This window comes from Paenibacillus sp. FSL H3-0302 (genome assembly GCF_037982245.1).
Taxonomy (GTDB): Bacteria; Bacillota; Bacilli; order Paenibacillales; family Paenibacillaceae; genus Paenibacillus_AQ; species Paenibacillus_AQ odorifer.
Genome location: NZ_CP150284.1, coordinates 792838 through 817503, shown reverse-complemented (window position 1 = coordinate 817503; position 24666 = coordinate 792838). Strand labels below are relative to the sequence as shown.

Genomic DNA, 24666 nt, shown 5'->3' with positions numbered 1-24666 from the left:
TTTTTAAATGACTAAAACTCGCACTCTAATAAAATTTTTGTAACTTGGAGAATCTTTTCAGTGCTTCATTCCGATATTACCTATAGCCAAATTGTATGCGATGAAAATGTTATTTTAATGCGAATATCGAATTAAATTAAAATAAACTAATGAACACATTAAAATGTTACGAGATAGTATTAGTAGTAGCACGGCATGTTAATAAGCTGAATATTCATTTAGCTTCCTACAACTTTCCAACAAAATTTATTCGCTTATTCACCCACCAAAGAAAAAAAAGAAGGGTCTCCCCCTCATGCATTTAGCTATTTTAAATTAAAAAAAGCCGTTGTCGGATCTACTCCTTGCAAGGGAACAATCAACCCTCTATCTAAAAAGCGATTAAATTCTTCGCAAGCTGTTTCTGGTATCAACGAACAGCTGTGGCAAGCGGCTAAATTACATGAATCTGGCCCTTGCAAGCCGATTTCAGTACAAACAGGATCGGCAGAGCACCATCCCGCATTACTAAACGCTTTACGAATAACTGCTTCCAGATAACCAGGCTTACCCATTCGTACCAATCCACCCATAGTTCCATCGGAATCACCTGCAGCTGTATAAATAAGAACACCACACATCGGATTAGATTCATTGTCGGAAACATACAGTCGTTCCCTTAACGAAGACGAGCTGTATCCACATTCGAACACGAGCTGATTGATAAGTAAATGCGCAAAAGTATGGGCCATAATGAAGCGCGGTGTTATTTTTTTCTCCTTGGTTCGGCGGTTAGCTACTAAATGCCTATATCGTAAACTTAAGGGTTTGGTTCTTTCAGATACTTGTATTCTTCCTTCCCATTCCCTTACAATCTCCTCATTGAAATTAAAGAAAATCCCTTCCCCAAATACAACATAGCCCGGTAGCCATTCGTCATTTTTATCCTCCGGTTGTTTGCGCCAGAGCATAGATTTTAAATCCTCAATATCATTTTGCTGGTCGTTGAAAACTCGGGTAAATCCGGTTAAAACGCGTGTTTCTTTTAATTTTTCTACTAAGTGAATATTCGAAAAATACTTTGATATCTCGAATAAGTTATTTTTGTATAACCCGACGGGAACAGGTTTAATTTTTAATTCTTCCTGATTTATTTCCCCATTTAATACTTCATACTCCTCTTGCCGAAGGACTGCTTCCATGTCATTAGGCAGTTCCTCTTCACTACCTGGACCTTCATCTCGTGACTCTCTCACAAGTAATGCCCGGCGGATATCAGAATCAGAATATCCATTTAGCTCAACCAGAAATTGCCCTTTTAACTGTTGGACTGTTTCATCTAAGCTCAAACTTGCTCGTTTGGCTAAATTTATAATACTTAAAACCTGGTGGTGTTCAAAATATGATAGTAATTCAGATATTTGTTTATTGCTGTTTCCAGGAATGTAAATGGCACTGCGTACTTGTGCAAAATAAACATTAGAGGCACTTCTCAAAGAGGCCCTAAGATGGCAGGTACAATCTACCCCTTCATCAGTACCAAGCCACGGACGCTTACCCTGGCATAAGAAAACTGTTCCATCTTCACATAATGATTCACTTAATTCTGTTTTACCTTCGTCGTTTGCAGACGTTATACCGTACAGCATTCGAGGCTCAACTCCGCATTCACACCTTACTTGCATAGAGGTGAGCGCCCCTCCTCCCGTGCTTACCAAGTACATTGTTTTTTTGCATGAAGGGGTCTTTTGTTTATGGACCCACTCCCTCCAAGGGAAGTCTTGCAAATGGCCTCTTTCACATATAGCAATGAATGGAGCTTGTACCAAGTAGTTTTTATACCCTTTCTGTTCACAACCTTTGCACAATTCATTCTTTTTTTCATAATATTGAAATTCATGCATTTGACCGCAAAAAGTGCAATAATGCCATTTTGGAAAGCGCAGGAAAGGTACGGTTAAGAACATATTCATATCCTCATCACCGCTACTTCTTGTCCGAAAGTCTGGCGGTAGCCGGAAATGATCCACGCCTAGCAACCGTTCTAAACGCCACTCTTTAATTTTATACTGGGACAAATCTGTAGAATCCATTTTCCCATGTCGATCTTTAAACCAATGATCCAGTCCGCTGCATACAGAAGAGATTCCATTCTTAGAAATTGACAATGCTCCAGGACCGAACGGTGAGATTAATTGGGCCCTGCGTATCGGATACTTCATGATTCCAACTCCTCTATATCTTGAAGAACGTATAACGTGCTGATTTCACCCAAACATGAAGAATCCACGTTCCGCATGGAATTCGGTGTAGCCCAGGATATTCTTTTTGTTGTTGGGTCCACATAAGAACCGGCTGAATAAAGCAACGGATACTCATCAGAAGTACTCTTTTTGGACCATTCGGACGGGCGCAATGTTTTCCATTGTGATATACGGCGTTCAAAAACCTTCTGAACGTTATTCATTTCTTCCTGGTCAATTGATTTAACTCGTTTACAGATTCTTTTCCATAGCTGAGACAAAAGTTCTTCTGGCACTGGAGAAGGAGAATCAACCTCATTCAAATGGCCAAACTGACGTACATAACCTACCATAACAGCGTGTAGCATCCGGTCTACTACTGTAGGGGAAAAAGGCGTGACGCTCGTTGGCTCCACCTGGGCATACAGTTTTTCATGGTAACTCCGGAATTTCTCAAAGTGAGAGCGGTCTCTGGGTTTTGATGCGCTGTACAAAGTTACGACCAGCCCCGGCCTTTCATACCAACGACGACCTACACGTCCTGTAACTTGGATATATTGAGCTGTGGTTTTAGGTTGGCCTATAACAGCCATTAATGAAAGACGGTCAATGTCAACACCAACCTCAATGATGTTTGAGGCTAGGCAAACGTCTGTCACAGTCCCTCCACCTTTTTGTATTTTAAGTTCATTGATTGCCGAGGCAACTTCGTCACTAGATAACCGTGAGGTAAGCTCCTTAATTTTATTCAAATGCCTTAATTCTTTAAAATCCAGATTTTCTCGGTTTTTAATTACTTTTAAATGGTTAGGTATGTCCGATTGAAGCAACGATACTGTCGTGCCAAGCTCCCTCAAACTGTTAAAAAAGATAAGCAGCGTCCACCATGGATCTCTTTCTTTTTCGTCCATTTTCATGGGGGATTGCAGAAGGGATGTTAATGAACGTACCTGTACTGTCTGCATAGAACCAAGACCGGGTGCATTCAATCCTACATATTTTCGTCCAGGTAATAACTTTCCTTCTTTATCGCGTGCATAAGTTGCAAAGAATGAATCATCTGCATCTAGTCCCGATGCCGGGAATAATGCAACATTCGTACGGTCGTAAATATCTTGAATCTGTTTTCGGTACCTCCGTATCGTAGCAGTTGAACAAACAATTTTCGGTTTTACTCCATTGCCTGTCCGGTAATCGGTACACAATTCTTCTATCAGAACTTCAAATATCCCGGACATAGAACCCAAAGGACCCGATATTAGATGCAGTTCATCTTGTATAATCAAGCCCGGAGGAGAACTGTTCCTGGTTCCATCTCCCCCTATTCCAAAAATAGAACGCGGCCGGGAGTTCCAGGCGAGTTGAGCAAACTTATCTACAGTGCCGATAATAAATGTAGGTCGTTTATCATAAATGTCTTCATCTACAACGTAAACGGGTAACTTTTCACTAAACAGGCATTTATTATCCGTACAATGAATCTCCACCTTGCCATCCGCCAGCCTGTACCCATGTACACTGAAATTGGGCTGCGATCTAGTTTTAGTGTTTGTTTTTTTTCCTTTTGCAGCAACAGACTTAATTTCCTTCAACCGAAGTTTCCCCATTTTTGCACCGCACCAAGGACAAGAGTTAACCAAAAAGGGATTGACATTGCTCTTACCGCTTCTCAACTCCATTAATTGTTTTTTTGCAATTACATGGTTATTTGGTGTTGTATCACCGCCAAGCCAAATGCCGATAGAAAACTCATCACTGCCTAATTGTTCTTGATGCCGACGCCGAATTGATTCCATAGCACAAATTAATCTAGAAGCCCTCTGGAATTGATCAGCCGTAAGCAAACGCAATGTGTAGCGCATCAGTACATGTACACCTGAATCAGTTTTGTTCTTTAACCTTCGCATAAAGATGGAAAATGCGGACAACCCCAAATAGGCTTCTGTTTTGCCGCCACCTGTGGGAAAGAAAATGAGTTCCACCGTTTCACGCTCTGGGCAATCAGACTCAGCAGCCGATTCCATTGTCATCAGGATAAATGCAATCTGAAAAGCACGCCATTTACCTCTACTCTCCGGGATTACGGTCAAATCTGGTGTCCTGTAAGGAGAAGAGAAAGAAATAGCCTCATCTGCTAACTCAGCTTCCCGGATCACTCCCCCTGTCACTTGTTGCAAGAGCATTGCTTCATTGGCTAACCGGAAGGCACTCAATACAATTGGATCTTTTAAGTACTCCAGCCCCTGTTTCATTCGCTTTACACATTTGTCACATTCCTGCAAATTCCTTTCAGCTGCAGGAGTCAATGTTGAGTCTAGTTTTTTTGCTTCTTCCCAACGTTTTTTTATCCATTTCTCATAAAGGCGGACAATTTCCTCCAATTGATTCATGCCATTATTTGTCGGATCTATGCCCGCCAAATCTCTCATGGATACTACTATATCTGTCCCGTCATCTCTTGTTATATCTGGTGTCATACTTTTTGTTTCATAAGATGGTAAAAAACTGGTTAGTACAAAAGCGGCTTTGTCGTTTATAACTTCGCTCCAATCAGCTGAACATCCATGACCAACAGCATATGTTTTAGTTTTCCGGTACAATAAAGTAATGGAAAGCTCTTCTTCATCCAAAGCATCCAGATCCGCCATTTCAGGATAGGGCAAAATTAACGGGCGAAAGTCTGGAGAAATAATTTCAACTTTAAATGAAGATTGAAAAAGACAACTGCTGTCTAAAGGAATATGCCCAAACGCTTCAGTCCGGTTGATCAGGCTAACCGTAATAAGTCTTTCAGTATCTTTGAGCGGGCGTGAAAGTATATTTGCTTGAATATCTAACCCTTCCATATTAGTTACATTTGTAGTTTCTCCGTGTTCCAATATCTCTTCTGGACCTAATAGTTTTTCTGCTTTTATCTTCACAACAAAATGGACCGGAACACGCACCCACCATCTATGCGTCTTTCCTTCATCTCCCCCTTTTAACTTAACGGAAAGTGGATGATATCTTCCCCCATTTACATGGACAACCAATTCGCTGCCATGTGGAAAATCCGCTTTAAAACTAACAGCCATGCTGCTTTGCTGGTAGGCATTTGCTGAAACCATATCCAGATCTGTATCGTCTTCATCAACCGTATTACGACTATCAATGCTCTCCAAATCCTTCGAGGCATCTCCAATAATAAGAGGTTCAGTATGGTTAGGATCATTTTCTTTTTCTTCTATAAAGTCCTCTTTCTCGGTTTTCAGCGGGTATAAGACCGCTGTCCCGTAACGGCGTGATGGTGATTGTTGCAAAATTTCTTCTCCTGTATTTTGATCTTTATACGGCTTATACAAATCATCGGCTTTATCGAAGAAGACAGTTTTACTGCTATTCAGTGTTATGCTTTTATCTGATACGCAAGGACCGATAAATTCGTTTTTCAAACTGTCATAGAGTTCCTCACGATTTTTTAAATTTGCAAGTAAAGTCTTATTCATCTTTACTGTCCCCCCAAATGGTTGAAATCAATTAATGCTCTTAACTGGTGAGGCTCAACCTGGAAAACATTTTGACTTATGTATTCAATCTTATATGCCGTAAATGTTGCATCTTCAGAATCTGGCAAATGAAACGTCATTTTTTGTTCAAGTTCCAATTTCCCAAGGTTCGATTTCTTAATTTCTTGAATCAGTAATTTTCGTATAACCATTCCAGCCCTATGATGCGCACGAAATAAGTCTTCTGCTTCCTTCCACAACTTTTCTGCATGCTCTTCAAATTTCACAAGTTTCATAAGGGCTAAAAAATCATTATATTCCCTCGGCTTAATATTATCGTCTGAAGCCCAGTTTCTAAGGTTAATCTTATTTACCCGGGTTCCCCCATGCTTCCGGAGGTAGAAACAGATTTTTTCTGCTGGGTATTTAGCCGTATATTTGCGCAACCTTTTTTTCCAGACATAATGACGGTGACGTATTTTTTCAGCACGGTTTCCGATAAATTCATCAGCTTTGATTTGTATATAATCACGCCCAGTACCAGTTCTTATAAGTAAGTAACTGTCTGTATCCAATTCATTAACAGAACATTTTAATATCGGTTCCTTTGACTGCATTGATATCGTCCATATATTTTTTATTGAATGATCCTCAAAAAATATGCCTTTAGCATCTGCCAAACCAATCAATTTCGCACCGACATATTCCGTTGCGGTAAGGGCAGGCCTGTTGGCTAAACTTTTTTCGATTTTTTTGTAATCAATAATTTGATCACTGATTTCTATTAATTCCCGGTAATCAATATCACTTGTATTTCTCATGTGTATATTGCATCCCTGTAGCAAGGATGAAATTGGGGAATGGGATTTTGTGAAATATTCCATTCTCGGTGTGTGGTATGACTGCCAGTCATACAGAATAATTTCAATACTCGAGGAGCGCGGGCAGTGAAATAGATAATCTGGATACCAGTAGGTTGGCCCCAAAATAATAAGTCTGTCAAAAAAAAAGCTCTTTTTTAATTTTGAAGGCGTAACCACTGAAAAAGACTTGTCCCATAAAAAAGTACGCTTTAATACTTCTTCTATTGCGTTCAAGTCACTGGCAGTTTTTAAAACCAAACCAGTGGAACGTTTATCTTTAAAATTTTCACGTAAAAAATCCAATACAGGTTTCTCCGGAGAGTTACGTAATGCTTCATAAGTCTCCAGCACTGTATCAATATCCTTTTTTAAATCCTGGTATATCAGCTGACATTGTCGTGACAACCTGTTCAAATCCTTACTATTTATCAATTCGCTGTGCGCGGAGAAAGGAAGAGGACTAGCAGATAGTATAAATCTGAATTTACGAAAATGTGTTAGTAAATCATTCAGAAGAATGTCGCCCTCATCCTGATTTAGAATTTTATACTCAAGCTTTTTTAACGATAAAGAATATTCAGCAAGCGGTTTTGAAGACACTTCATGAAATCGCAAGTTATAATTACTTGCCAGCTCAAATAATTTGTTCACTCTGGATAGAGTAATCATCTTGTCTCCTCCCAATACAACAATTCAATACCGCCGGGCATTGCCTCAAGGTCCAATTTTAAAAAGGGGGTCCTATTACTTTGAATATATTTATTGTTGATTTCCTCAACTGCAAACTCAAATTGAGGCTCGGAACGGTCAAGAACTACAATGGAGTTCGTATACTGAAAATCTTCTTTCCAATTTAAAAAACCATTGGAGCCTGAGTATATAACTATAGAAGTAGAGGTCAGATTTAAGTCAGTTTCATTTTTTCTCGCAAGTGAGGAAACAAATTGTGATTGATACGGGTCAACGCTGTGCTGAAACTGTCTAACCCGCAGTAAATCATTTAATGAACCTTTAATCATTTGATTATCTTCATAAATTGCAAACATTCTTGTTGTAATCTCACTCTCAAGCTGTTCCTTTCCACCTACAAAACAAATTCTGGTTTTAGGCTGCTTGAGTAAAGCTTGCGAGTGCACTCCAAAAACAGCATCAGTTAAGCGAGATTCTACAGTCATAGGCCGTCCCTTTTGGTTATTAGGTAAACGTTGTTTTTCATTCGGATTTAGTTGTATTTCCAATGCATTTTTCTTTGATATATATTCCGTTAAGCCACCTGCTTTTGTTGATTGTGTTTGTATGAGCAGTCTTTGCTCTCCTTGAAAATCAGCAACACCTAGAAAAACCGCTTTTAATATCCGCTTATTTTTCCTGTACCATACAGGAGTATATTTCTCAAGCGAAGATATATTTTGAAAATGATCTTCTAGTAAATCATCAGCAGAACTCTTTATGAATACTGAAGACAAAATTCCAACACCAATAAAAGAAGCGATATATTCCTTCGCTGGCAATGTCAAGGCAGCAGTCCACCTTTTATTACCCGTATTTCTCAAAGCAAGTTCTTTCCCAAGATTAATAAAAAAAGTAGACCAATCTGGAATTAGAAACCAGCCACCAGTATCTTCTTTATAATACATCTCTAGCTCCATTTCCCTCCACCTCTCACATTTCCTTGGATTATCTTAGAGAGGAGTACAACTTATCATACATAATCAAAAGAGCAAGTGATTTCATAGATGCTTAATAGTTCCTATCGTCGTCGCCCTTTCTGTATATTTTTTTACATTTAATGGATTATATTCGATAAAACTAAATTATTTCCTCCTAAAATCCACCTGGGAAAACACAATAAAAGTAGATTCGAATATTATTGTAATTAACAGTAAGAAGTTCTACAGCGTTATGAAACCAGTGAATCGCACACGGCATGGGAGGGCGTTCGCAGATAACGGAAAAACAGCACCGACATCCGGCCTGAAAACTGCAAGGAGACAAGTTGTAGGAGTCCCATTGCAATGCACATGCACATCACGAATCCCTCGATAGCTTGAATAGTTTTCTGGATGCGCTGACGGTCTTGTTCGTTCGTTACCGCTTCGAGGGGATGCGTTTCCTCTTTTCTCAAATATCGGTTCAGCTTCGGCATCGACTTGCTCCAGAAGCGGTAACCGAAGTCATGGGTGACCTGCTTCATTTCCCGAAACGCACATCGTTTTTGAAGCGATAGCTGTACAATCGGATGATATGTCGGTAGCTGTTAGGCCCAAATCCGTACTGACCAAAACGGAGCAGTGGCCCTCATGTACCACCAGCACCAAACGTAATTCCTGATACAAGCGCTGGCCCCAAAACAGATCCATGCACAGAAACTGAATCGGCCGCTCGAGTCACGAATATCCCCTTTAATTTGACTGACTTTCCTTTTTTAGTTGTCGGTTTCATCTCGTTTTTTTTGCAGGGGGACGTTCGTAGGCAACCACGTTGATTTGGCTTTGGTCACCAGGTGCATGCGGGTTTCGGAAGCAAGATGGCACGCATTCGGCCGTTCCAAGGCCGGAACCGACAAGAAGTATCGATCCAAAAGCAGCAGCGCTTGACCGAAACCTTTCGCGGCTTCGAAGCCCTGTTCAATCATCTGAACGACATGGGAAGGTGTTTATACTTCGCATTTGGACTTCTTCCAGCCCAGAATGGTTTGGACGCCGTCTTGTAGATTCATGAACTAGGGCAAGCAGAACCACTTTTGGGAATCGCCGACCAGGATTCCGATGGCGCCGAACTCCATTTATCGTATACCTGATACATAAGACTCTTCCTTCATACTTTTAGATAATTACTCCTTTATTTCTACATAATCAAATCAAATACCTTCCTTTTTTGTCGATAAATCAGGACCACCCGTCCAACGGGTGGTTTGCTCTTGGGGTATAACCCCTTGTTGCCAAACTGCGCCTAAAGACGCTAGCCTGACAGCAGTTCTGTTCAGGCTCAGTGTAATTTATCATTTTCACTTACCCGTTAAACGGGTTTATTTCTTTTTGTTCCTTTTGTCGCTAAATGGATCTTCGTACTCTTTTACACTCAGCTTATCTATGGCTTGGTCATGTGCTTCTTGTTCACGTATATATTAGGCTACGGTGGCCTCATTCAGACCTACATGCTTACATAGTATTCTTCTGCCCAAAATTTCCGATTTCCGTATTTATACTTGAACTGGGCATGCTTTTCGAATATCATGAGCGAACTTTTTCCCTTTAAATATCCCATGAATGTTGAGACCGCAATTTTCGGTGGGATCGCACCAGCATGTGAACATGATCGGGCATCATGTGGCCCTCTAGAATTTCAACTCCCTTGTACTTACATAGACGTATGAAAATTTCGATTAGATCTTTCCTCACTTGATTATAAATTTCTTTCCGTCTATACTTCGGGGTGAACACGATATGGTATTTGCACATCCACTTCGTGTGAGCTAGACTATAGCTCTTGTTTGCCATCTTTGACCATTCCTTTCCATTGAGCCTGAACATCTCAATTCTATCGGAATGGTCTTGGTGGTCAAACCCTCGTTCCCTCCACCCGCATAGCGGGTGGTTTTTTGTTTCGCGCGTTTCACGCACTCAACTGGCTAAAGCCATAATAAAAATACACCCTAAATTCGGGTGTATTTCGCGTCTAAATGCTAGTTATAATGATTATAATGAAATGAAAACCTCAATCCCGCTCTCAGAAAACACTTGAAATTCCCGCCCGTCTAAATGTATTTTCGGCTCAGAACTCATGTTGTCCCCCCCAGAAACCACTATATAAGTTCCCGGCTTAACTTGATTATCCAAATTGCTTTTGGACACAATAATAAATCTGACTTTATCTTTATATTGCTCATAAACGCCGGGAGAAACCGGGTATAATGGTATTCCTGTAACCTTCTCATAAGCATAAGCAGTTTCCCTAATGTCTTCAGTAATAACAACCACTTCGCATGCAGTATTTGCTACGTTCAATAATTTATCTTTTATTTCAATTGCAGCTAATTCATCCATCTTTAAAAGCGTCCCGTAACCATGCGCCGGCTCCTTTACTAAAGCCAGATGCTTTTTACCATCTATAAAAAACCATTCAACATACGGCAGGTTAGCTATCACAGTCTCGGGCTGGTTCCGGCTTGATCCGGAGCCTCCAAGAACACTATCTACATGAGCAGCTGGTGAAGAACAGAGTTTATTCCATATTTTTTCAAGTTCACTAAAGGGCCTTGTTTTAAGTTTGCCCGCCGAGGTCATTAATTCGATCCTCTTAGCTCTTTTGTCTATCCCGGTAAGCGTAATGTTAGCACCAGCCTTAATACTTTCCAGTTCTAACCCGATCATCTTCTCAATATCATTGATGACTTCATCAAATGTCATTTTCGTCCTCCCCGTAATTCCGGCGGAAATTTAAGTATGCTTGTATCCTCGCCCGCTCCTTCTACCGCAGCCACATCCTCAAGCCATTGTCTTAAAAAGGACTCCGTTTGCGGGTCCTCACCGCCTGCTTTTCTGAATGTCACTTTATGCGGCAGGCTAATTCTTACCGGATTCCCCGGAGCCGGCCCATCTTCAGCGAGGCCATCTTTCAAATTAATGCCTGCTGCAAATCTGCGTATATCAGATACGAAATCAAGAACAATAACTTTCTCCTTATTTTTTGACAACCTTAAACCTCTGCCCAGCTGCTGAATAAATATTCTCCGGCTGTGGGTCACTCTCTGAAATACAATAATGTTCACATCCGGCACGTCAACACCCTCGTTTAAAATATCAACTGCACATAAAACATCAATTACACCGTCTTGAAAGTCGCAGAGTATACGGTTACGTTCTGCAGAATCCATTGAACGGCCGGCAGTAGTCTGTGAATATATTGCCGACGCGTTACAGAAACCGAGTGAATTAATACGGTCTCTCATTGTAGCTGCATGATCTATCGTACCGCAGAAAACAATTGCCCTTGGTTTACTTTGTTCCTGCCACACCCTTTTCAGCTCAAATACAACAGCATCGTCCCACTCAGTGATAAACAGAGTCCTGTTAATATGCCGCGGCGAAAATTTCCTTCCTTTTAACTCTCCTAGAGATTCCCAGTTTATATTGTCAGTATACATTCTGTAATCGACATCAGATAAAAAGCCGTTACGTAAACCGGTAACAATATCCACACTAACAAGAGGTTCACCAAAATATTCTGAAAGATCAACATCATCCGGACGCCACGGTGTTGCTGTCAACCCCAGAAGAAATGGTCCGCAATCCGTACCAGCCAGAGTCTCTTGTAATACGGCGTTATACATTTGTCCCCCAACATGGTGGCATTCATCTATAATAATGAGATCAAAAAACGGCAGTTCTTTCCCTCTCTGGACATAATCAGCAACTGTATTTAAACATGCGAAAACGGCATTACTTTTTTCAAGACGCTCTTCGCCAGGCTGCTCATATCCGTTCCATACCGTTGTTTCCTGTTCCTTAGACAGAAACGGCCAGAAAGCTTTCTCTATCTGATAAACAAGCTCATTCGTATGGGCTATTACAAGAAATTTCAGTGGAGATATTGCGTTAATCCGCCTGACAGATTCACATGCAACAAAAGTCTTACCTAGTCCTGTAGCCATCACAATCAGGGCCTTTTTATTCTTTTCGTTAAATGTTTGTATTGCAGATCGAATGGCCTCCTCCTGATACTCACGCGGATTTCTGTTAAGTACGGGCATTTCCGGAAGTTTTTCCGCCCTGGTGATAAGCGCCTTTGTATCCCACAGCTGTAGCGGAATTCCTCTGCTCATCAGAGTTCTTTGATGCTCCTTCAGCCTTTCATCAAATCCGTTTAAAGCTACAATTACTGGAACCTGAGCTCTGTAAATTCTCATAGCCTCCAGCGTCTGGTCAGCAACATCAACACCAACCCTGTTTTTCCAGTGTTTCATTTGGAACAGCCACCGTTTACCAGCCCGGTGCGCTAGAACATCAGCCCCGCGGTCACCGGATTGGCCCACTAGCCTTATGCCTTCAAATCCTTCATGTGCCAGTAAACGTGAGACTACTCTTTCAAATGCCTGCCATGTGCCGGACTTTAAAATTATTTCACTGATGAAAGTACTCACTTTATCACCTTTTGCTGGAGAAACTCCAATGACAGTCTTGTTTTTTGAGAGATTCCTGTCTCAGTTGAACGATATTTAATATAGTTCACCATATCATTTAAACAGTTAAGATAAATATTCCTGATCCTTATTTGCGCTTTGTGTAATATTGTATCGTTTAATTCCGCCGGACTTGAGTATGCAACTTCCCATATCCCTCCATCAAAAAATACATGCGAATACTTTTTAAAAATATCAGTAATAACTGCCTCATCAATATACAATAGAAATAAACCGGTCTCCTTCATCTCTCCAAGCCGGCTGATATCAGCATTTTGATTAAGCATGTTATCAACCATTGCTCTTTTCTGTTCTTCGTCCATCTCGTCAAATATATCGGTGGCTGTTTCTTTTAAAAGCTCCGGAAGTTTCTCTTTTAACTGGGTAAAGAATCTATAAACTTCTTCCCGGATTTTGTCCGGGCTATCCTCAAGTTTATCAGACCATCGGCTGTTTAGAATCTGCCATTCAATTGTTGAGAGGGCGTGTCTTCCGTGATATTGTTTTCCGGAAAGTCTCCGGTTCATATCATAAATGTAAAGTGCAACTTCAGCAGCTATCATCTGTTCAGGCCGGATCTGGAACGATTTAAACAATTTGTGGGTTTTGTCCAGGTAGACATCTATTTCTTCTTCCTTAAAAACAATCAGCGGAATCCCGTCAGTTTGCTGATTTGACTTTATCGGTAATTGAGTAATAAAAACATTTACATTCACAGGTGAACTGTAAACACCGTCAGCCAGCATAATTGAACAGCCTGGTATAGATAAATCATCAGATTTGTTGGCATTCTGTGAGAGGAATTCCTTTGAAAGAGTATTCTCAGTGCCTTTCTTCTCACTGCATGATGTACAGCTCTTTTCAGCAGCCCTGTTTTTGGTACCGCAAACATGGCAGGTCCATGGTTCTTCAATTTTTGGCACCTGGGACATGCCACACTCCGGGCAAGAATACGCTGACTTGGGGATCTCATGTTTACAATCCGGATTAATACATGGCTTCCCTATTAATATGTAGCCGCAAACATTGCATGTATCATGTTCCTTCAGATTCTGCGCGCTGCATTCCGGACAATCAACCAATTCTTCAAGCGGCGGGGAATCAGCTTGTTCTACCAGCTTCCACCATTCTGAATCATCATAGTATCCGGGCAATTTTTCTAAGAATTTTTGATAATATTCTTTTTCTACATCCCTTGATATACGCTTAGGTTCATTGGAATCCCTATCCCAATATCCCATATATAAGTCGGCCTTCCCCGGCTTTCTGACTCTGCGGTACCCCTGATACAGTTTGTAGATATAGCTTTTGTTTTGATCCGCACCCGGCTGACTAGGCTGCAATGAGCTCTCCCCTCTTAAATAAGAGATGGCACGTTGCCATTCAGAGCTGCTGCGCTGAAAATCCTGTTTTAGAAAGTCTACCGGGACATGGTTTAGATGTACTTCACCTGATATTCTTCCGAATGGCCCGTCAATAGGATAATCCATAATTGTTTTCTTAAATTCATCTACAAATTCAAAAAAAGCTGTTTTTTCAGCTATCCGGATCGCCCTGCCATTCCTGATTAAATCAATTCCGTATTCAGTGCTGTCGTCGAATCTTTGGATACCGACCCAGCCTTTCACCTTTTCCTCAACACTCCGGATGTTTGAAGATTTACATGATGGACATTCAATCATTTCATCCGGAATTAAAGCTGTACAATTACCGCATCTTCTCTGCACCCCAATAATATGGTCGAAGTCATATCTGGCATGAATCTGTCCATGCCCTTTCCGTTCAACATATCTGTTAGAGCCCCAGACACAATGCTCAAATGCTTCGCAGGGTTCTCCGTTTACCATTATTCTGATTTCCCGCTTGGATAAAACTGTGGCATAGCGCCGGCCGAGCTCAGAACGCACTTTTGGAAGTCCGTAATGAATGAGACGTTTGACAAACTGGCTGTTTGCATTTCCCTCAGGCCACCATTGGCTTATTTCAATAACTGTCCCGTGACTAATTCCCCTTGGTTTATCAACGGGATTTACAGGCAGCTGATAATTTTTAGACTGATTAATACTTTCAAGATCAATTACTACCTCTATAGCCTGCTCTTCATTTTCCCGGACTGTCAGCAGCCTGGTAACTCTGCCGAACTTACCTGTAGAAATATTAAAACCCATACCAAATAACCCGAGACTATCATATGAATTATTACCGGAGAATCCCGCCCTGATTGACTTTTCAGCCATTTCAGCCGTCATGCCCGGTCCGTTGTCACGGATACGTATTATTCCGGTATTTTTATTAAGATCTGAATTTCTTGGCAGCTCAATGGAAATTAGAGGATTTTCTATCCTTATACCTGTGAGTCTGGCAGCCTGAAACGAATCTATCGCATTATCAATTAATTCGCATAATGCATCTAATGGAAGCATTGGGGTATGAGTCAGAGCTATCAGCACTTTGGGATCTGGTGTAAAATCAAAAAACTTAACTGTTGGCGTCATCTAGGTTCCTCCTCTATCATTCTTCTGATCGCAACCGCCATTGCATGAGCCAGTTTTACAGGTACACCGTTACTAATTGTTTTGAACTTATATGTTAGAGGCATTTCCGCAGGCAATATGTACGTATCAGGAACACTTTGAATCCGGAGAGCTTCCCGGACTGTCAGCCTTCTCGGTTGTGTCGGATGCAAATGAACCTCATTATGCCCATAAGCTGCAGTGGGGCTATAGCGCCAGCGGTGCAGCCGTTTAAAACTTTTCCGTGATACGTCACCTTCACGTATAACATGATATTTATCGCTCATAGGCCTTAGGCCTTCAAGACCATTGGGCAAAAGAGCCGTTTCATCCAGATCACATATAATTGGCCCCACCATTAATTGTTCCGGAATATCGGCAGGCTTCTCAGGAGTAATTCCAAACGGCACTTCCCGCGGCCATGCAAACCGCTGTTTTGCACCTGCAAAATGTTTATCCTCGGGCCATTGAAACCACTCATAATCCTTGGGAATATTTCTGACACCGAGTTTTTTCTTTAACCATTTCTTTTTTAACCCCACCATAAATACACGTTCCCTGTCCTGCGGTACTCCAAAATCCAGAGCATTCAAAATACGTACATCAGTCATATAGTGTTCCGAAAACTGCCTTCTCAAATCATCGAAAAATTCACGGTGCCTTGCTGTCTTAAAGAGCCCTTTCACATTTTCAAATAAAAAAAAGGTTGGCTGAAGATCCATTATTTTATCAACATAGATCTTAGAAAGAACACCATTCTCTCCGGTACGCCCTTTGTTCTTTCCTCCTATTGAAAAATCCGGGCAAGGTGGACCGCCTATTATTCCAAAAATATCAGGAACTGCAGTATTATGAAATGCTTCCCGCATAATTTGATTGGGCCCAATTCCGATAATTGATGTATTATTTATTATTCTGTGATGTTGTCCCGTCATAGAGCTAAGACCATATTCGAATCCCTTCACAAAATTGCGGTCATATTCATTAGACCAGACAGTCTTAAAGCCAGCTTGCATGAAGCCGATGTCTAAAAAGCCTGCACCGCTAAAAAAGGATAACACCGGAATTTCCGGTTTCATGATTGTAAAATCTATCCGCATATTCTTGTGCTCCCTTTCATAAATCCCATATTTATTCTTCGACATTTTTTCGGGTTTTCCCTCTAATTACTATTAATACATGTTAAATACATGAAATAGATATTATTAATAATTCGATTATACAGGAACATAAGTTCTCTATCGACATTAAAATTCATGTTCTTTTATAAATAAAAAAGAGTCCCTACAGAAAGGACTCCTTTGATTTAGCCAAGTTTATAAAGTCTGTAATTTTTTCTATAGCCGTGTTAAAATCAGATCTGATTTCATGTTCCCACACACGAAGAATACTCCAGCCTTCTCCAGTGTAATAGTTACTAATATTAATATCCCTTTGTTTATTCTTCATAAGTTTTTCAATCCAGAACTCAGTATTGCTCTTAGGTATCGTTCCATGTATAGGACAGTTATGCCAAAAACACGAGTCTATGAAAATAACTGTTTTATACTTTTTTATAACAATATCCGGTTTCCCAGGCATACCTTTAACATTTTTCCTGAAGCGTAACCCTTTTGCCCAAACTGCTCTTGTAACCAAATTTTCCAGCATTGACACAGAGCGGATTGCCCTCATATTTTCACTTCGTTTTTCCTTGCTTATTTTGTCAGCCATAATATCACTTCCATCATGATGGATATGGATCCAAACTTAAACCCGGGAAAACTTTACTGAGTATTTACATTGCTTGTTCAATATCAAGCTAACTGGACCAGAATTGGCTCCATGTAACTATCCAGGAATTCTTCTGTAACACCTTTAATATTACGCCGTTTAAAAAGGGCATACATCTCTTCAACTGCGCTGTAAGGAAAGAACCTTGCATTTAGTGACTGGAACTGCGGGCGTGATGCTTCTCTAAAAACCTTCTCCCTGTCCTCGTCCGGTGCAATGATAACATAACGGGTAGGAAACGGCGGAAGTGCATCCTGTAACCCCTTCATACGGGTTAAGCCGCTCGTCACGCCTGTACTATGCTCAACTTCCATTACCGCTGGCATTAGTCTGCCATTTTTAAACCAGATACAATCAATAAGTAAAGCCGCTTTTTGAGCTTCATTAAAAGACGACATCAAATTTTCTTCTCTTCTCAATGATCCAATTACGCCTTCCATTTCACCAAGCTTCTGATTTTTATATATTATTCCTTTATCGTTCTGGGCAACCCATGTTTTAAAGCCAAGGTGCTGCCCGATTTCTATAAGTGCAATTTGCATTTGGGAGTGTCTGCGTTTCAGTTCTATGTCTAGTCCGGGACTATGATATTCATCCGGAAGAACTAGAGCATCATAAACAATCTCAGTACTTGGTACCTCCGAGATAACCATCTCAACTTCTGCTTTTACCAGCATATTGGGAGCATGAGGGTGATCCGGACACCACATCAAGTGTTTATGACCAGGTTTGATCTTATTTTTTGAACTAATACTCTCTATGCGTCCAGGATAACAATAATAAAATTGCGGTGTATGCACCAGTAGAGCTTCTAGAGCAGACCGGGTATTGTAGCTGCCGCCAAATATCCTGTCTACATTTATCGGATGATCTGGCATTAAGGCATTAGCTAGTCTCCAAATCATTGGAACAGATATAGACTGAACTTTCGCCTTTTCCCAAGTTTCACCTTTGTTAGGCCTAATTCTTTGAATTTTAATCGGCCCTTGCGGTCTTACAATATTAATGATCTTAACCAAAGTTGGTGTTTTGCTATTAATATAATTAAAAATACCATCCCTTGGTAACATACCAATTTCATGTACAAGATTAGCTGCGGTTAGCTTCTCCATACTCTCCCACCTTCAAAAAATCCAGAATAGTTACAGCAATTCCTTTAGATGCTTCATAAGGAACCCCATTACCTACTGTTTTGAATGCGTTGGATAACGTGATGTTTTGAGGTAATTGAAATTCCTTTGGTAAACTTTGCAGTGCCAATGCTTCAGCAACAGATAATCTGCGGGCTTTATAGGGATGAAGGTGTACTTCATTATTACCGTAAGCCACAGTCGGAGAAGGTCTCCATCTATGCAGCCGCTTATAAGACTTCTTCAAATCATCCCCTTCCGGAATGGTTAAAAACCTGGCCAATCCAGCCTGTGGGGTAAAATGCTGGTGGGCATTAGGATGATTCCCGACATCATTTTTCTCAAACCAGAAATCAACGGTTAATTCTTCACTGATGCCGGCTGGTCTTTCACGTTTTCCATTCTCAGCGAACGGTTCCATTCCCGGCCATGGCATTGCATTAATTTCTTCAATGTGATACTTAAGATGATCTTCCCATGGGAACACATCAGTGAGTGTCTGACCTGCTTCTAACTCAATCCCGAGCTTATTCAACAAGCTTTTCTTAAAGCCGATTAATATAATACGTTCCCTGAGTTGAGGTGCACCATATTCAATGGAATTAATTAACCGTTCAGTTGTAACATAGTCGTGGGAATGTAGCTTATCTTTCATCAGTTCATAGAAAGCCCTATGTTTTTTGGTACGCCATAACCCTTTAACATTCTCAAATAAAAAAAAGTCAGGGGATTGTTTACAAATTAAGTCAATATAAGTTGCAGACAGCTTCCCATTCTCCCCTTCATGCCCTTTGTTCTTACCGCCTACTGAAAAGTCGGGGCATGGAGGTCCGCCAATGAATCCAACAAGCCGATCCTCACTTTTGGTTTGGTTAATCAATTTTGACAAGAGCTCACTTTTAGGATTACGCTCAAACTCGGTGATATCTCCTAAGTGATACCCGTACTCCGGCTGTGACATCCCCATGTGATTACGGGAATACTGATATGTCTCCATAAATGGCAGATGATATTCGTTCACAAATGCAACATTAAATCCACTTTTTTCAAAGCCAAGATCCAAAAATCCCGCTCCCGAAAAAAATGAAAAAATAGTTGGTGCTTTATTCATTATTGTTACCCTGCCTCAATCAAATTTTAACCTTAATAAAAACTAATGTTCGTATATTTATAATAACAAAATAGAACAGCGTTAACCAGCATGAATAAGTTACGCTGTTCTATAAAGCTTTTCCACCTGTTGTATTACTATCAAAGTACCAAAAAAGATAACTGCACATTTTAGGAGTAACGCCCATTATTGTATTTCAATCGCTTACGCTAAGCTAAGCTCACCTCACCTATAATATAATCCAGGAAGGTCTTTATCGGAATAATTTCCACTATCCTGTTCCCGCTACTCACCAGCTTTTTATATCGGCACAGGTATCATCAGATTATCAGAATAACGTACTGGGCAACTCCCGCCAATTATCTCTAAAATCACCTGTAGTACACGCAACTCCTAATCTGTATGTTGATTACCCCATATCAAATTCATTACTTTTATAGGATAATATAAATATACATACTTTATTTCCCATAAGGAGAACTAAATGATTACCAAGAACCTGCTCCAGTATTATTTAGAATGCTTAAAATATGAAAGCTATTATTCAACCCAACTCAAACCTTCCGATCTAAACCAGGCTCAAATAGATCCATTAAACATAGAGTTTGTCGTTGAACGGTATGAAAAACTAAGCCATGATTTAAAAGACGATCAAACAATTATGTTTGGCTACCCTCTATTGAGAGTAAATAAGAAAGGCGGCTTTATTTATCTCCCATTAATTCTGTGGAGTAATTCAACATTCCTATCAGATCATAATCTTTATAAAGCTGATCAATGCGGATTTCATCAGGAAGTGTATAAATCATTGGCTGATAAGCAGTCTCTAAACATCCTCACTAACCTAAAAGAACAATTCTCCTCAAATCCTACCTGTTTTTTGGATGACAATACTATGATTACACAACTGCTTGAGATTGCAGATCTCGAAGAAACAAGAATCGTAACAGCCTATACTGTATTCCAGGCAAAGAATTCTAACTTTAGTAATTACCATATCTCACAAGAGATTCAGGGGATCTTGAATGATAAGTTTGAACCGAGTCCCGTTTTAAAGAGTTATCTAAACCATAGCTATGCTGTACCAAATATGTCTGACGATCAAATGCTAATTCATATTGTACCTGGTAATCTCCCTCAAAATACTGTTCTGCATGATATAAATCATACGATTAATATTGTTAAAGGACCTCCAGGCACCGGCAAAACACAGACTATTCTGAACTTAATCGCCAATCAGGTCAATCATCAAGAAACTTGTGTCATTGCAAGTACAAATAACCAGGCCGTAGATAATATTGTGGAGAAACTCGATGCTAACGGAATAAGCAAGTATTTCTTTGGCTACGTCCGTTTAGGAAATATTGCAAAAAACAAAGAAGCTGCAGTACCGCTTCAGTCTGCTTTAGACCGTATGATAGAGATAGTGAACAACAATCAATATAATGTGCTTTCTGCAGAGACTTACTCAGATTATAAAAATAAGAGCCAAGCCTTAATGGATGAAATAACTCGTGCTGAACAAATAGAGAACCAAATTATTGATATGACCAGCACAATTAATCAGCTTCAAGACCTAATTAATGTTCTAAATGACAGATTACGTCTGAATCACTTGATCCCTATGAAAAATGATTTAAAGTCCATTTCAATCGCCAATGAAAAAATAGAGTTTCGTTTACGTGAACTGTTAGATAAACCGCTGCAACTGTACGGCAATGATATATTCAGAAGGTTTCGTTCATACATAGCCGGAAGAATACATACCTATTTGAAATTCCGTATGAAAAAGCAGCTAAGGTCCATTGGTGCAATACAGCTCTGGGAGCATATTGACAGCAGCACCCCGGTTCAATCCCTGGCCTTCTGTGAGGAGATTATCAAAGTTATCAACCTTGAATTACGCTGCTCTCAACTTGTAGAAGAGCTGGCTTCGATAAAGAAACAACAACAGGATGCCTCAGTTGACCTGAAGAATTTATATAAGAAGAAAAATGAAATTGACCTGCACCTTTTGCAGTACCAGTGGCTTCACAGTGCCAGTCCTGTTCTCAAAGATATGAAAGAGCTCCAAAAAATCAAAGGGCTTATTCAAGAGCTGCGTGAGAAAGGAAATATTAGAAACAGCTCGTCTGCTTTTCCTTCTTTCCTTAAACTGTTCCCTGTACTCCTCGTTAGCAGTCTATCTGCACGCAACTGTATTCCAGCCGGAATGTCCTTAGATCTTGCTATCATAGATGAATCATCCCAGTGTTCGATTCCAAGTATTTTTTGCTTGCTCCAGTCTGCACGTAAGGCCTGTTTATTCGGGGATACCAATCAATTGAGTCATATTGTTTCGATTGAGGATACTTTTAGCAGAAACTTGTTTGAAACACATGCGCCAGGAATAGACCCTGAACCTTATTGTTATCTGAATAATTCTGCATTCGAAAGAGCTGAACAGGCGTGCCAACTAAGCGAAGGGGGTACACACCTCCTCAACTACCACTATCGCTGCATTCCATCCATTGCGTCCTTCAGCAATCAGCAATTTTACCATAACCGCTTACGGATGATGCGTCATGAACCAGAGAGACAACCCTATACAGCCGGAATATATTCTACTAATGTATACGGTTCTGTATCAGGAACGATCAATCATCATGAATTAAATGAAATCCATACAATCGTGAATAAACTTGAACAAAATGGCATTGATCAGATCGGTATCGTAACACCTTTCTCAGCTCAGAAAGAACATCTCATAAAAATGTTCAGCGGAAAACCTAATATAAAAATAGGAACTGTTCATACGTTTCAAGGCGGTGAATGTAAGGCTATTATTTTCAGCACAGTGATTTCACAAGGTTCAACATCTTTTCAGATTAACTTTGTACAGAACAGCTACCGGTTAATTAATGTAGCCCTTACCCGTGCACTTGATTATTTCATGCTTGTCGGAAATCTTGCACAAATTGATAACGGGCAAGGTTATTTAACGAAATTGAGCCGTTATATTTATACAATTGAAGCAAGCAATTTTCATCGCCCCTCAATTGAATTATCCATTGCATTTAACCAGATTATCCGGCAAGAAAACCGTATTAAGCTCATGCATGAAGGTGAGCGGATGATTTATAATAAACTGCTAATATTCCTTGGCGGTATGCCTTTGCTTGTCTTTCCTAAAGTCCCCATAAAAGATGTATTATCAATCAATCTACCATTAGACTATTCTTTAAAAAACTTCTACTTTTCGAGTCACATGGACTTTGTTATTTACGAAAGGGAATCTTTGCAGCCGCTCTGCTCTATTGAATACGACGGAAGTTATCATCGCCGGGATCCAAAAACAATTTTGAATGACAAAATGAAAGATGATTTATGTTCATACACTGAATTCAAGTTGATCCGCATCAAATCTAATGATGAAACCGGGGGATGGGAGGAACTAAAGGGGTATTTACAATCTATTGGCTGACATAATCGCCTTGTGTTTAATTTAATCTGAATTCCACAGTAGGTTAAAGTTGTATTACCGAAAATAAGAAAAACACATCGTCTATTCAATTTCGTTTAACATACTCACTCTAAAATAAAAAGGGCGTGAAAGCATACCACGTCCTTAACTTCACTCTTATTGCTTAACGTCCCACCCCGCAACTCATAAAAACATCACACAACCGGTTGCTTCAACACTATCTTCTCAGCCATGCTCAAAAACCGCTTCTCACCAACTCTTCTGTCCACCAAAGCCAGAATATTCAATACAATAGTACGTTCTTTTTATATAAGCCATACAACCATTCAGCTCCTCCATCATGAATATTCCTCATACTTACAACCCCTTTGCCTCACGGAGTTGGTCTAGCCGTTCTTTTACCGAGTCGTCAGGCTCGACTACTGATAAATTAGAGACTGCGTGAACCAGCTTCTCCCCCCATGATGAAACGTCCCAGCTCTCCAATGTCTTATCGCCATGTTCCGGTTGGAGGTCACTGGACTATTCAGGCCAGTGAGGATCAACTCTGCCCCTATCCCCTCGAACCGGTCCAGGCTCTGCAAGATAGCTCCCAATTTCCTATGTGCTGCATATTCTTCGCCGAATCCCATCTCATTCCCTGGTCCAGTTGCGATTTGTTGCAAAGGAAGGTGTTCGATGGCGAATTGAACGAACCTATGAATTCCGTTTGGATCATTCGATTTCATGAGCTGATAGTAATAGAAATCCTGTAGCGGGTTAGCTGCAAACTGATTGTAGAGAGTGTCCCAAATATCAATGCCAAGCTTTTCGGCACAAGCTACGCCATAGTAACGGTCCGGCGAATCACCGCTGCTAACAGCATCCATAACGATGCTCATCCACTTGATGTTGGCCATAATCGATTGGCAAGCATCGCTGATATCGCTTCTTAACTGCTCGCTCCAGCCTGCAGACATCCGAACGTCCCATTTCTCCTCATCCTCAGCAAGAAAATCGTAAATGCTAGATATAGCTGACAGATGCTTTGGAGTTCCCCCTATCTTCCCAGTGAGCCTCACGTAATCAAATAACACCTGTGGAGCATGCTCATAATCATCTATGTCCTCAGCAGGCCCGCCATTCAATAGCGCTTCAATGATATCGACTGCCTCATCCAATAATGCACTATCTACCTGGTCAGCAGAAAGTGCCTCCCTCAAGCCACCATTTCTAGCACAAATACAGGCTAAATATTCGTTCATGACGTTGTTGTGGCATCCTTGCCGCAGCAGCCAATCTTTTATCTCCTGACTAGCAGGGTCAAGTCTCTCGACGATATGTATTTTCCCCCATCCATGAACCTGTTGAGCCAATTCAAATAGAACTTGATTGCTGTCTTCCATTCCATTATGAATCGCAACCACAGCATAAAGCGTAAATTCCTCATGTCTCCCCAACGTTAGAAGCAAATCCTTAACTTGCTCGTTTTGAAAAAGGCCCAGTAAGGCAATCCCGAATTTGACGACATTTCGGTGCGCCGCATTCTCCGCTAACCATTTCGCTTCATGGAATACGGAGTCCGGCTGTATCCCGGGCTGCTTGCGTACCTCATCCAGAACAACATCCATCATTCCCCCTATATCTGTCTTCACAAGCTTAGCATATAGGGCCTTTCTTGTTGAATTCTTAGACTTTCTGGATTGCTTCGCCAGCAGGCGAACCAACTCTCTTGCCTCATCCGTCATCTTAGCAGGTCCGGCATGATGTCCAAAAGCTCCATCCAAACCGCCCGCTACCCATCTGATTTTATCACCGGACCAGAATTCTTCGTCATCCGGCAGCGATCCATCCACGGATTCTCCTTGTACCTGAATATGGGAGTAAATGGAGGGCCTGCCCTCCCAAAGCGGCCGTTTAGCTCTATCGAAGAAAATAACCATCGT

15 protein-coding genes and 1 pseudogene are annotated in these 24666 nt (G+C 40.7%); 1 reads left to right on the top strand and 15 read right to left on the bottom strand.

Annotated features, from left to right (window positions below):
- Positions 1 to 305: 305 nt before the first annotated feature.
- From MHH50_RS03550 to MHH50_RS03485, 14 genes and pseudogenes are all read right to left on the bottom strand, one after another.
- Positions 306 to 2201: a DUF1998 domain-containing protein gene (locus MHH50_RS03550; RefSeq protein WP_340033949.1), complete on the bottom strand. Its 1896-nt coding sequence runs from the start codon at positions 2199 to 2201 to the stop codon at positions 306 to 308.
- The gene (locus tag MHH50_RS03545; RefSeq protein ID WP_340033948.1) at positions 2198 to 5707 is read right to left on the bottom strand and encodes a helicase-related protein; all 3510 of its coding nucleotides are present in this window, start codon (positions 5705 to 5707) and stop codon (positions 2198 to 2200) included. The genes MHH50_RS03550 and MHH50_RS03545 overlap by 4 nt, the downstream gene beginning before the upstream one ends.
- Before the next feature lie 2 nt (positions 5708 to 5709).
- Positions 5710 to 7239: a DrmE family protein gene (locus MHH50_RS03540; RefSeq protein WP_340033947.1), complete on the bottom strand. Its 1530-nt coding sequence runs from the start codon at positions 7237 to 7239 to the stop codon at positions 5710 to 5712.
- Positions 7236 to 8219, bottom strand: coding sequence for a hypothetical protein (locus tag MHH50_RS03535; RefSeq protein WP_340033946.1), 984 nt, complete (start codon positions 8217 to 8219; stop codon positions 7236 to 7238). Before MHH50_RS03535 ends, MHH50_RS03540 begins: the two co-directional genes overlap by 4 nt.
- Positions 8220 to 8470: 251 nt before the next feature.
- Complete coding sequence (locus MHH50_RS03530; protein ID WP_179089989.1) at positions 8471 to 8764, bottom strand: hypothetical protein; 294 nt, start codon at positions 8762 to 8764, stop codon at positions 8471 to 8473.
- A 231-nt stretch (positions 8765 to 8995) separates the two neighbouring features.
- The gene (locus MHH50_RS03525; RefSeq protein WP_248549402.1) at positions 8996 to 9205 is read right to left on the bottom strand and encodes a hypothetical protein; all 210 of its coding nucleotides are present in this window, start codon (positions 9203 to 9205) and stop codon (positions 8996 to 8998) included.
- A 393-nt stretch (positions 9206 to 9598) separates the two neighbouring features.
- Positions 9599 to 10070, bottom strand: a pseudogene (gene tnpA / locus MHH50_RS03520) (IS200/IS605 family transposase).
- A 198-nt stretch (positions 10071 to 10268) separates the two neighbouring features.
- Entirely contained in the window at positions 10269 to 10979 is a 711-nt protein-coding gene (locus MHH50_RS03515; protein WP_340033945.1) for a hypothetical protein, read from the bottom strand.
- Positions 10976 to 12712 (bottom strand): DEAD/DEAH box helicase family protein, encoded by a 1737-nt coding sequence (locus tag MHH50_RS03510; protein WP_340033944.1) that lies wholly within the window; start codon positions 12710 to 12712, stop codon positions 10976 to 10978. Before MHH50_RS03510 ends, MHH50_RS03515 begins: the two co-directional genes overlap by 4 nt.
- Positions 12709 to 15246: an ATP-binding protein gene (locus tag MHH50_RS03505; protein ID WP_340033943.1), complete on the bottom strand. Its 2538-nt coding sequence runs from the start codon at positions 15244 to 15246 to the stop codon at positions 12709 to 12711. Before MHH50_RS03505 ends, MHH50_RS03510 begins: the two co-directional genes overlap by 4 nt.
- Positions 15243 to 16343 carry a DNA cytosine methyltransferase gene (locus MHH50_RS03500; protein WP_340033942.1) on the bottom strand — a complete coding sequence of 367 codons (1101 nt, stop codon included), beginning with the start codon at positions 16341 to 16343 and terminating at the stop codon, positions 15243 to 15245. Before MHH50_RS03500 ends, MHH50_RS03505 begins: the two co-directional genes overlap by 4 nt.
- A gap of 205 nt (positions 16344 to 16548) precedes the next feature.
- Complete coding sequence (locus MHH50_RS03495; protein ID WP_060626949.1) at positions 16549 to 16977, bottom strand: very short patch repair endonuclease; 429 nt, start codon at positions 16975 to 16977, stop codon at positions 16549 to 16551.
- Positions 16978 to 17060: 83 nt separating this feature from the next.
- Positions 17061 to 18149: a hypothetical protein gene (locus MHH50_RS03490; RefSeq protein WP_060626948.1), complete on the bottom strand. Its 1089-nt coding sequence runs from the start codon at positions 18147 to 18149 to the stop codon at positions 17061 to 17063.
- Positions 18127 to 19278 (bottom strand): DNA cytosine methyltransferase, encoded by a 1152-nt coding sequence (locus MHH50_RS03485; RefSeq protein WP_060626947.1) that lies wholly within the window; start codon positions 19276 to 19278, stop codon positions 18127 to 18129. Before MHH50_RS03485 ends, MHH50_RS03490 begins: the two co-directional genes overlap by 23 nt.
- Positions 19279 to 19762: 484 nt before the next feature.
- Here MHH50_RS03485 and MHH50_RS03480 point away from each other — a divergent pair, with 484 nt between their 5' ends.
- A complete protein-coding gene (locus MHH50_RS03480; protein WP_340033941.1) occupies positions 19763 to 22741 on the top strand; it encodes an AAA domain-containing protein in 2979 nt (992 codons plus the stop codon).
- A 419-nt stretch (positions 22742 to 23160) separates the two neighbouring features.
- On the opposite strand, the gene MHH50_RS03475 is transcribed toward MHH50_RS03480, so the two are convergent.
- Positions 23161 to 24663 carry a limonene hydroxylase gene (locus tag MHH50_RS03475; RefSeq protein ID WP_340033940.1) on the bottom strand — a complete coding sequence of 501 codons (1503 nt, stop codon included), beginning with the start codon at positions 24661 to 24663 and terminating at the stop codon, positions 23161 to 23163.
- Positions 24664 to 24666 lie beyond the last annotated feature (3 nt).

Bases quoted from the DNA above. Each gene is read 5' to 3' on its own strand.
- MHH50_RS03550 (WP_340033949.1), bottom strand. From the start codon at position 2,201: ATGAAGTATCCGATACGCAGGGCCCAATTAATCTCACCGTTCGGTCCT.
- MHH50_RS03545 (WP_340033948.1), bottom strand. From the start codon at position 5,707: ATGAATAAGACTTTACTTGCAAATTTAAAAAATCGTGAGGAACTCTAT.
- MHH50_RS03540 (WP_340033947.1), bottom strand. From the start codon at position 7,239: ATGATTACTCTATCCAGAGTGAACAAATTATTTGAGCTGGCAAGTAAT.
- MHH50_RS03535 (WP_340033946.1), bottom strand. From the start codon at position 8,219: ATGGAGCTAGAGATGTATTATAAAGAAGATACTGGTGGCTGGTTTCTA.
- MHH50_RS03530 (WP_179089989.1), bottom strand. From the start codon at position 8,764: ATGAAGCAGGTCACCCATGACTTCGGTTACCGCTTCTGGAGCAAGTCG.
- MHH50_RS03525 (WP_248549402.1), bottom strand. From the start codon at position 9,205: ATGATTGAACAGGGCTTCGAAGCCGCGAAAGGTTTCGGTCAAGCGCTG.
- MHH50_RS03515 (WP_340033945.1), bottom strand. From the start codon at position 10,979: ATGACATTTGATGAAGTCATCAATGATATTGAGAAGATGATCGGGTTA.
- MHH50_RS03505 (WP_340033943.1), bottom strand. From the start codon at position 15,246: ATGACGCCAACAGTTAAGTTTTTTGATTTTACACCAGATCCCAAAGTG.
- MHH50_RS03500 (WP_340033942.1), bottom strand. From the start codon at position 16,343: ATGAAACCGGAAATTCCGGTGTTATCCTTTTTTAGCGGTGCAGGCTTT.
- MHH50_RS03495 (WP_060626949.1), bottom strand. From the start codon at position 16,977: ATGGCTGACAAAATAAGCAAGGAAAAACGAAGTGAAAATATGAGGGCA.
- MHH50_RS03490 (WP_060626948.1), bottom strand. From the start codon at position 18,149: ATGGAGAAGCTAACCGCAGCTAATCTTGTACATGAAATTGGTATGTTA.
- MHH50_RS03485 (WP_060626947.1), bottom strand. From the start codon at position 19,278: ATGAATAAAGCACCAACTATTTTTTCATTTTTTTCGGGAGCGGGATTT.
- MHH50_RS03480 (WP_340033941.1), top strand. From the start codon at position 19,763: ATGATTACCAAGAACCTGCTCCAGTATTATTTAGAATGCTTAAAATAT.
- MHH50_RS03475 (WP_340033940.1), bottom strand. From the start codon at position 24,663: ATGGTTATTTTCTTCGATAGAGCTAAACGGCCGCTTTGGGAGGGCAGG.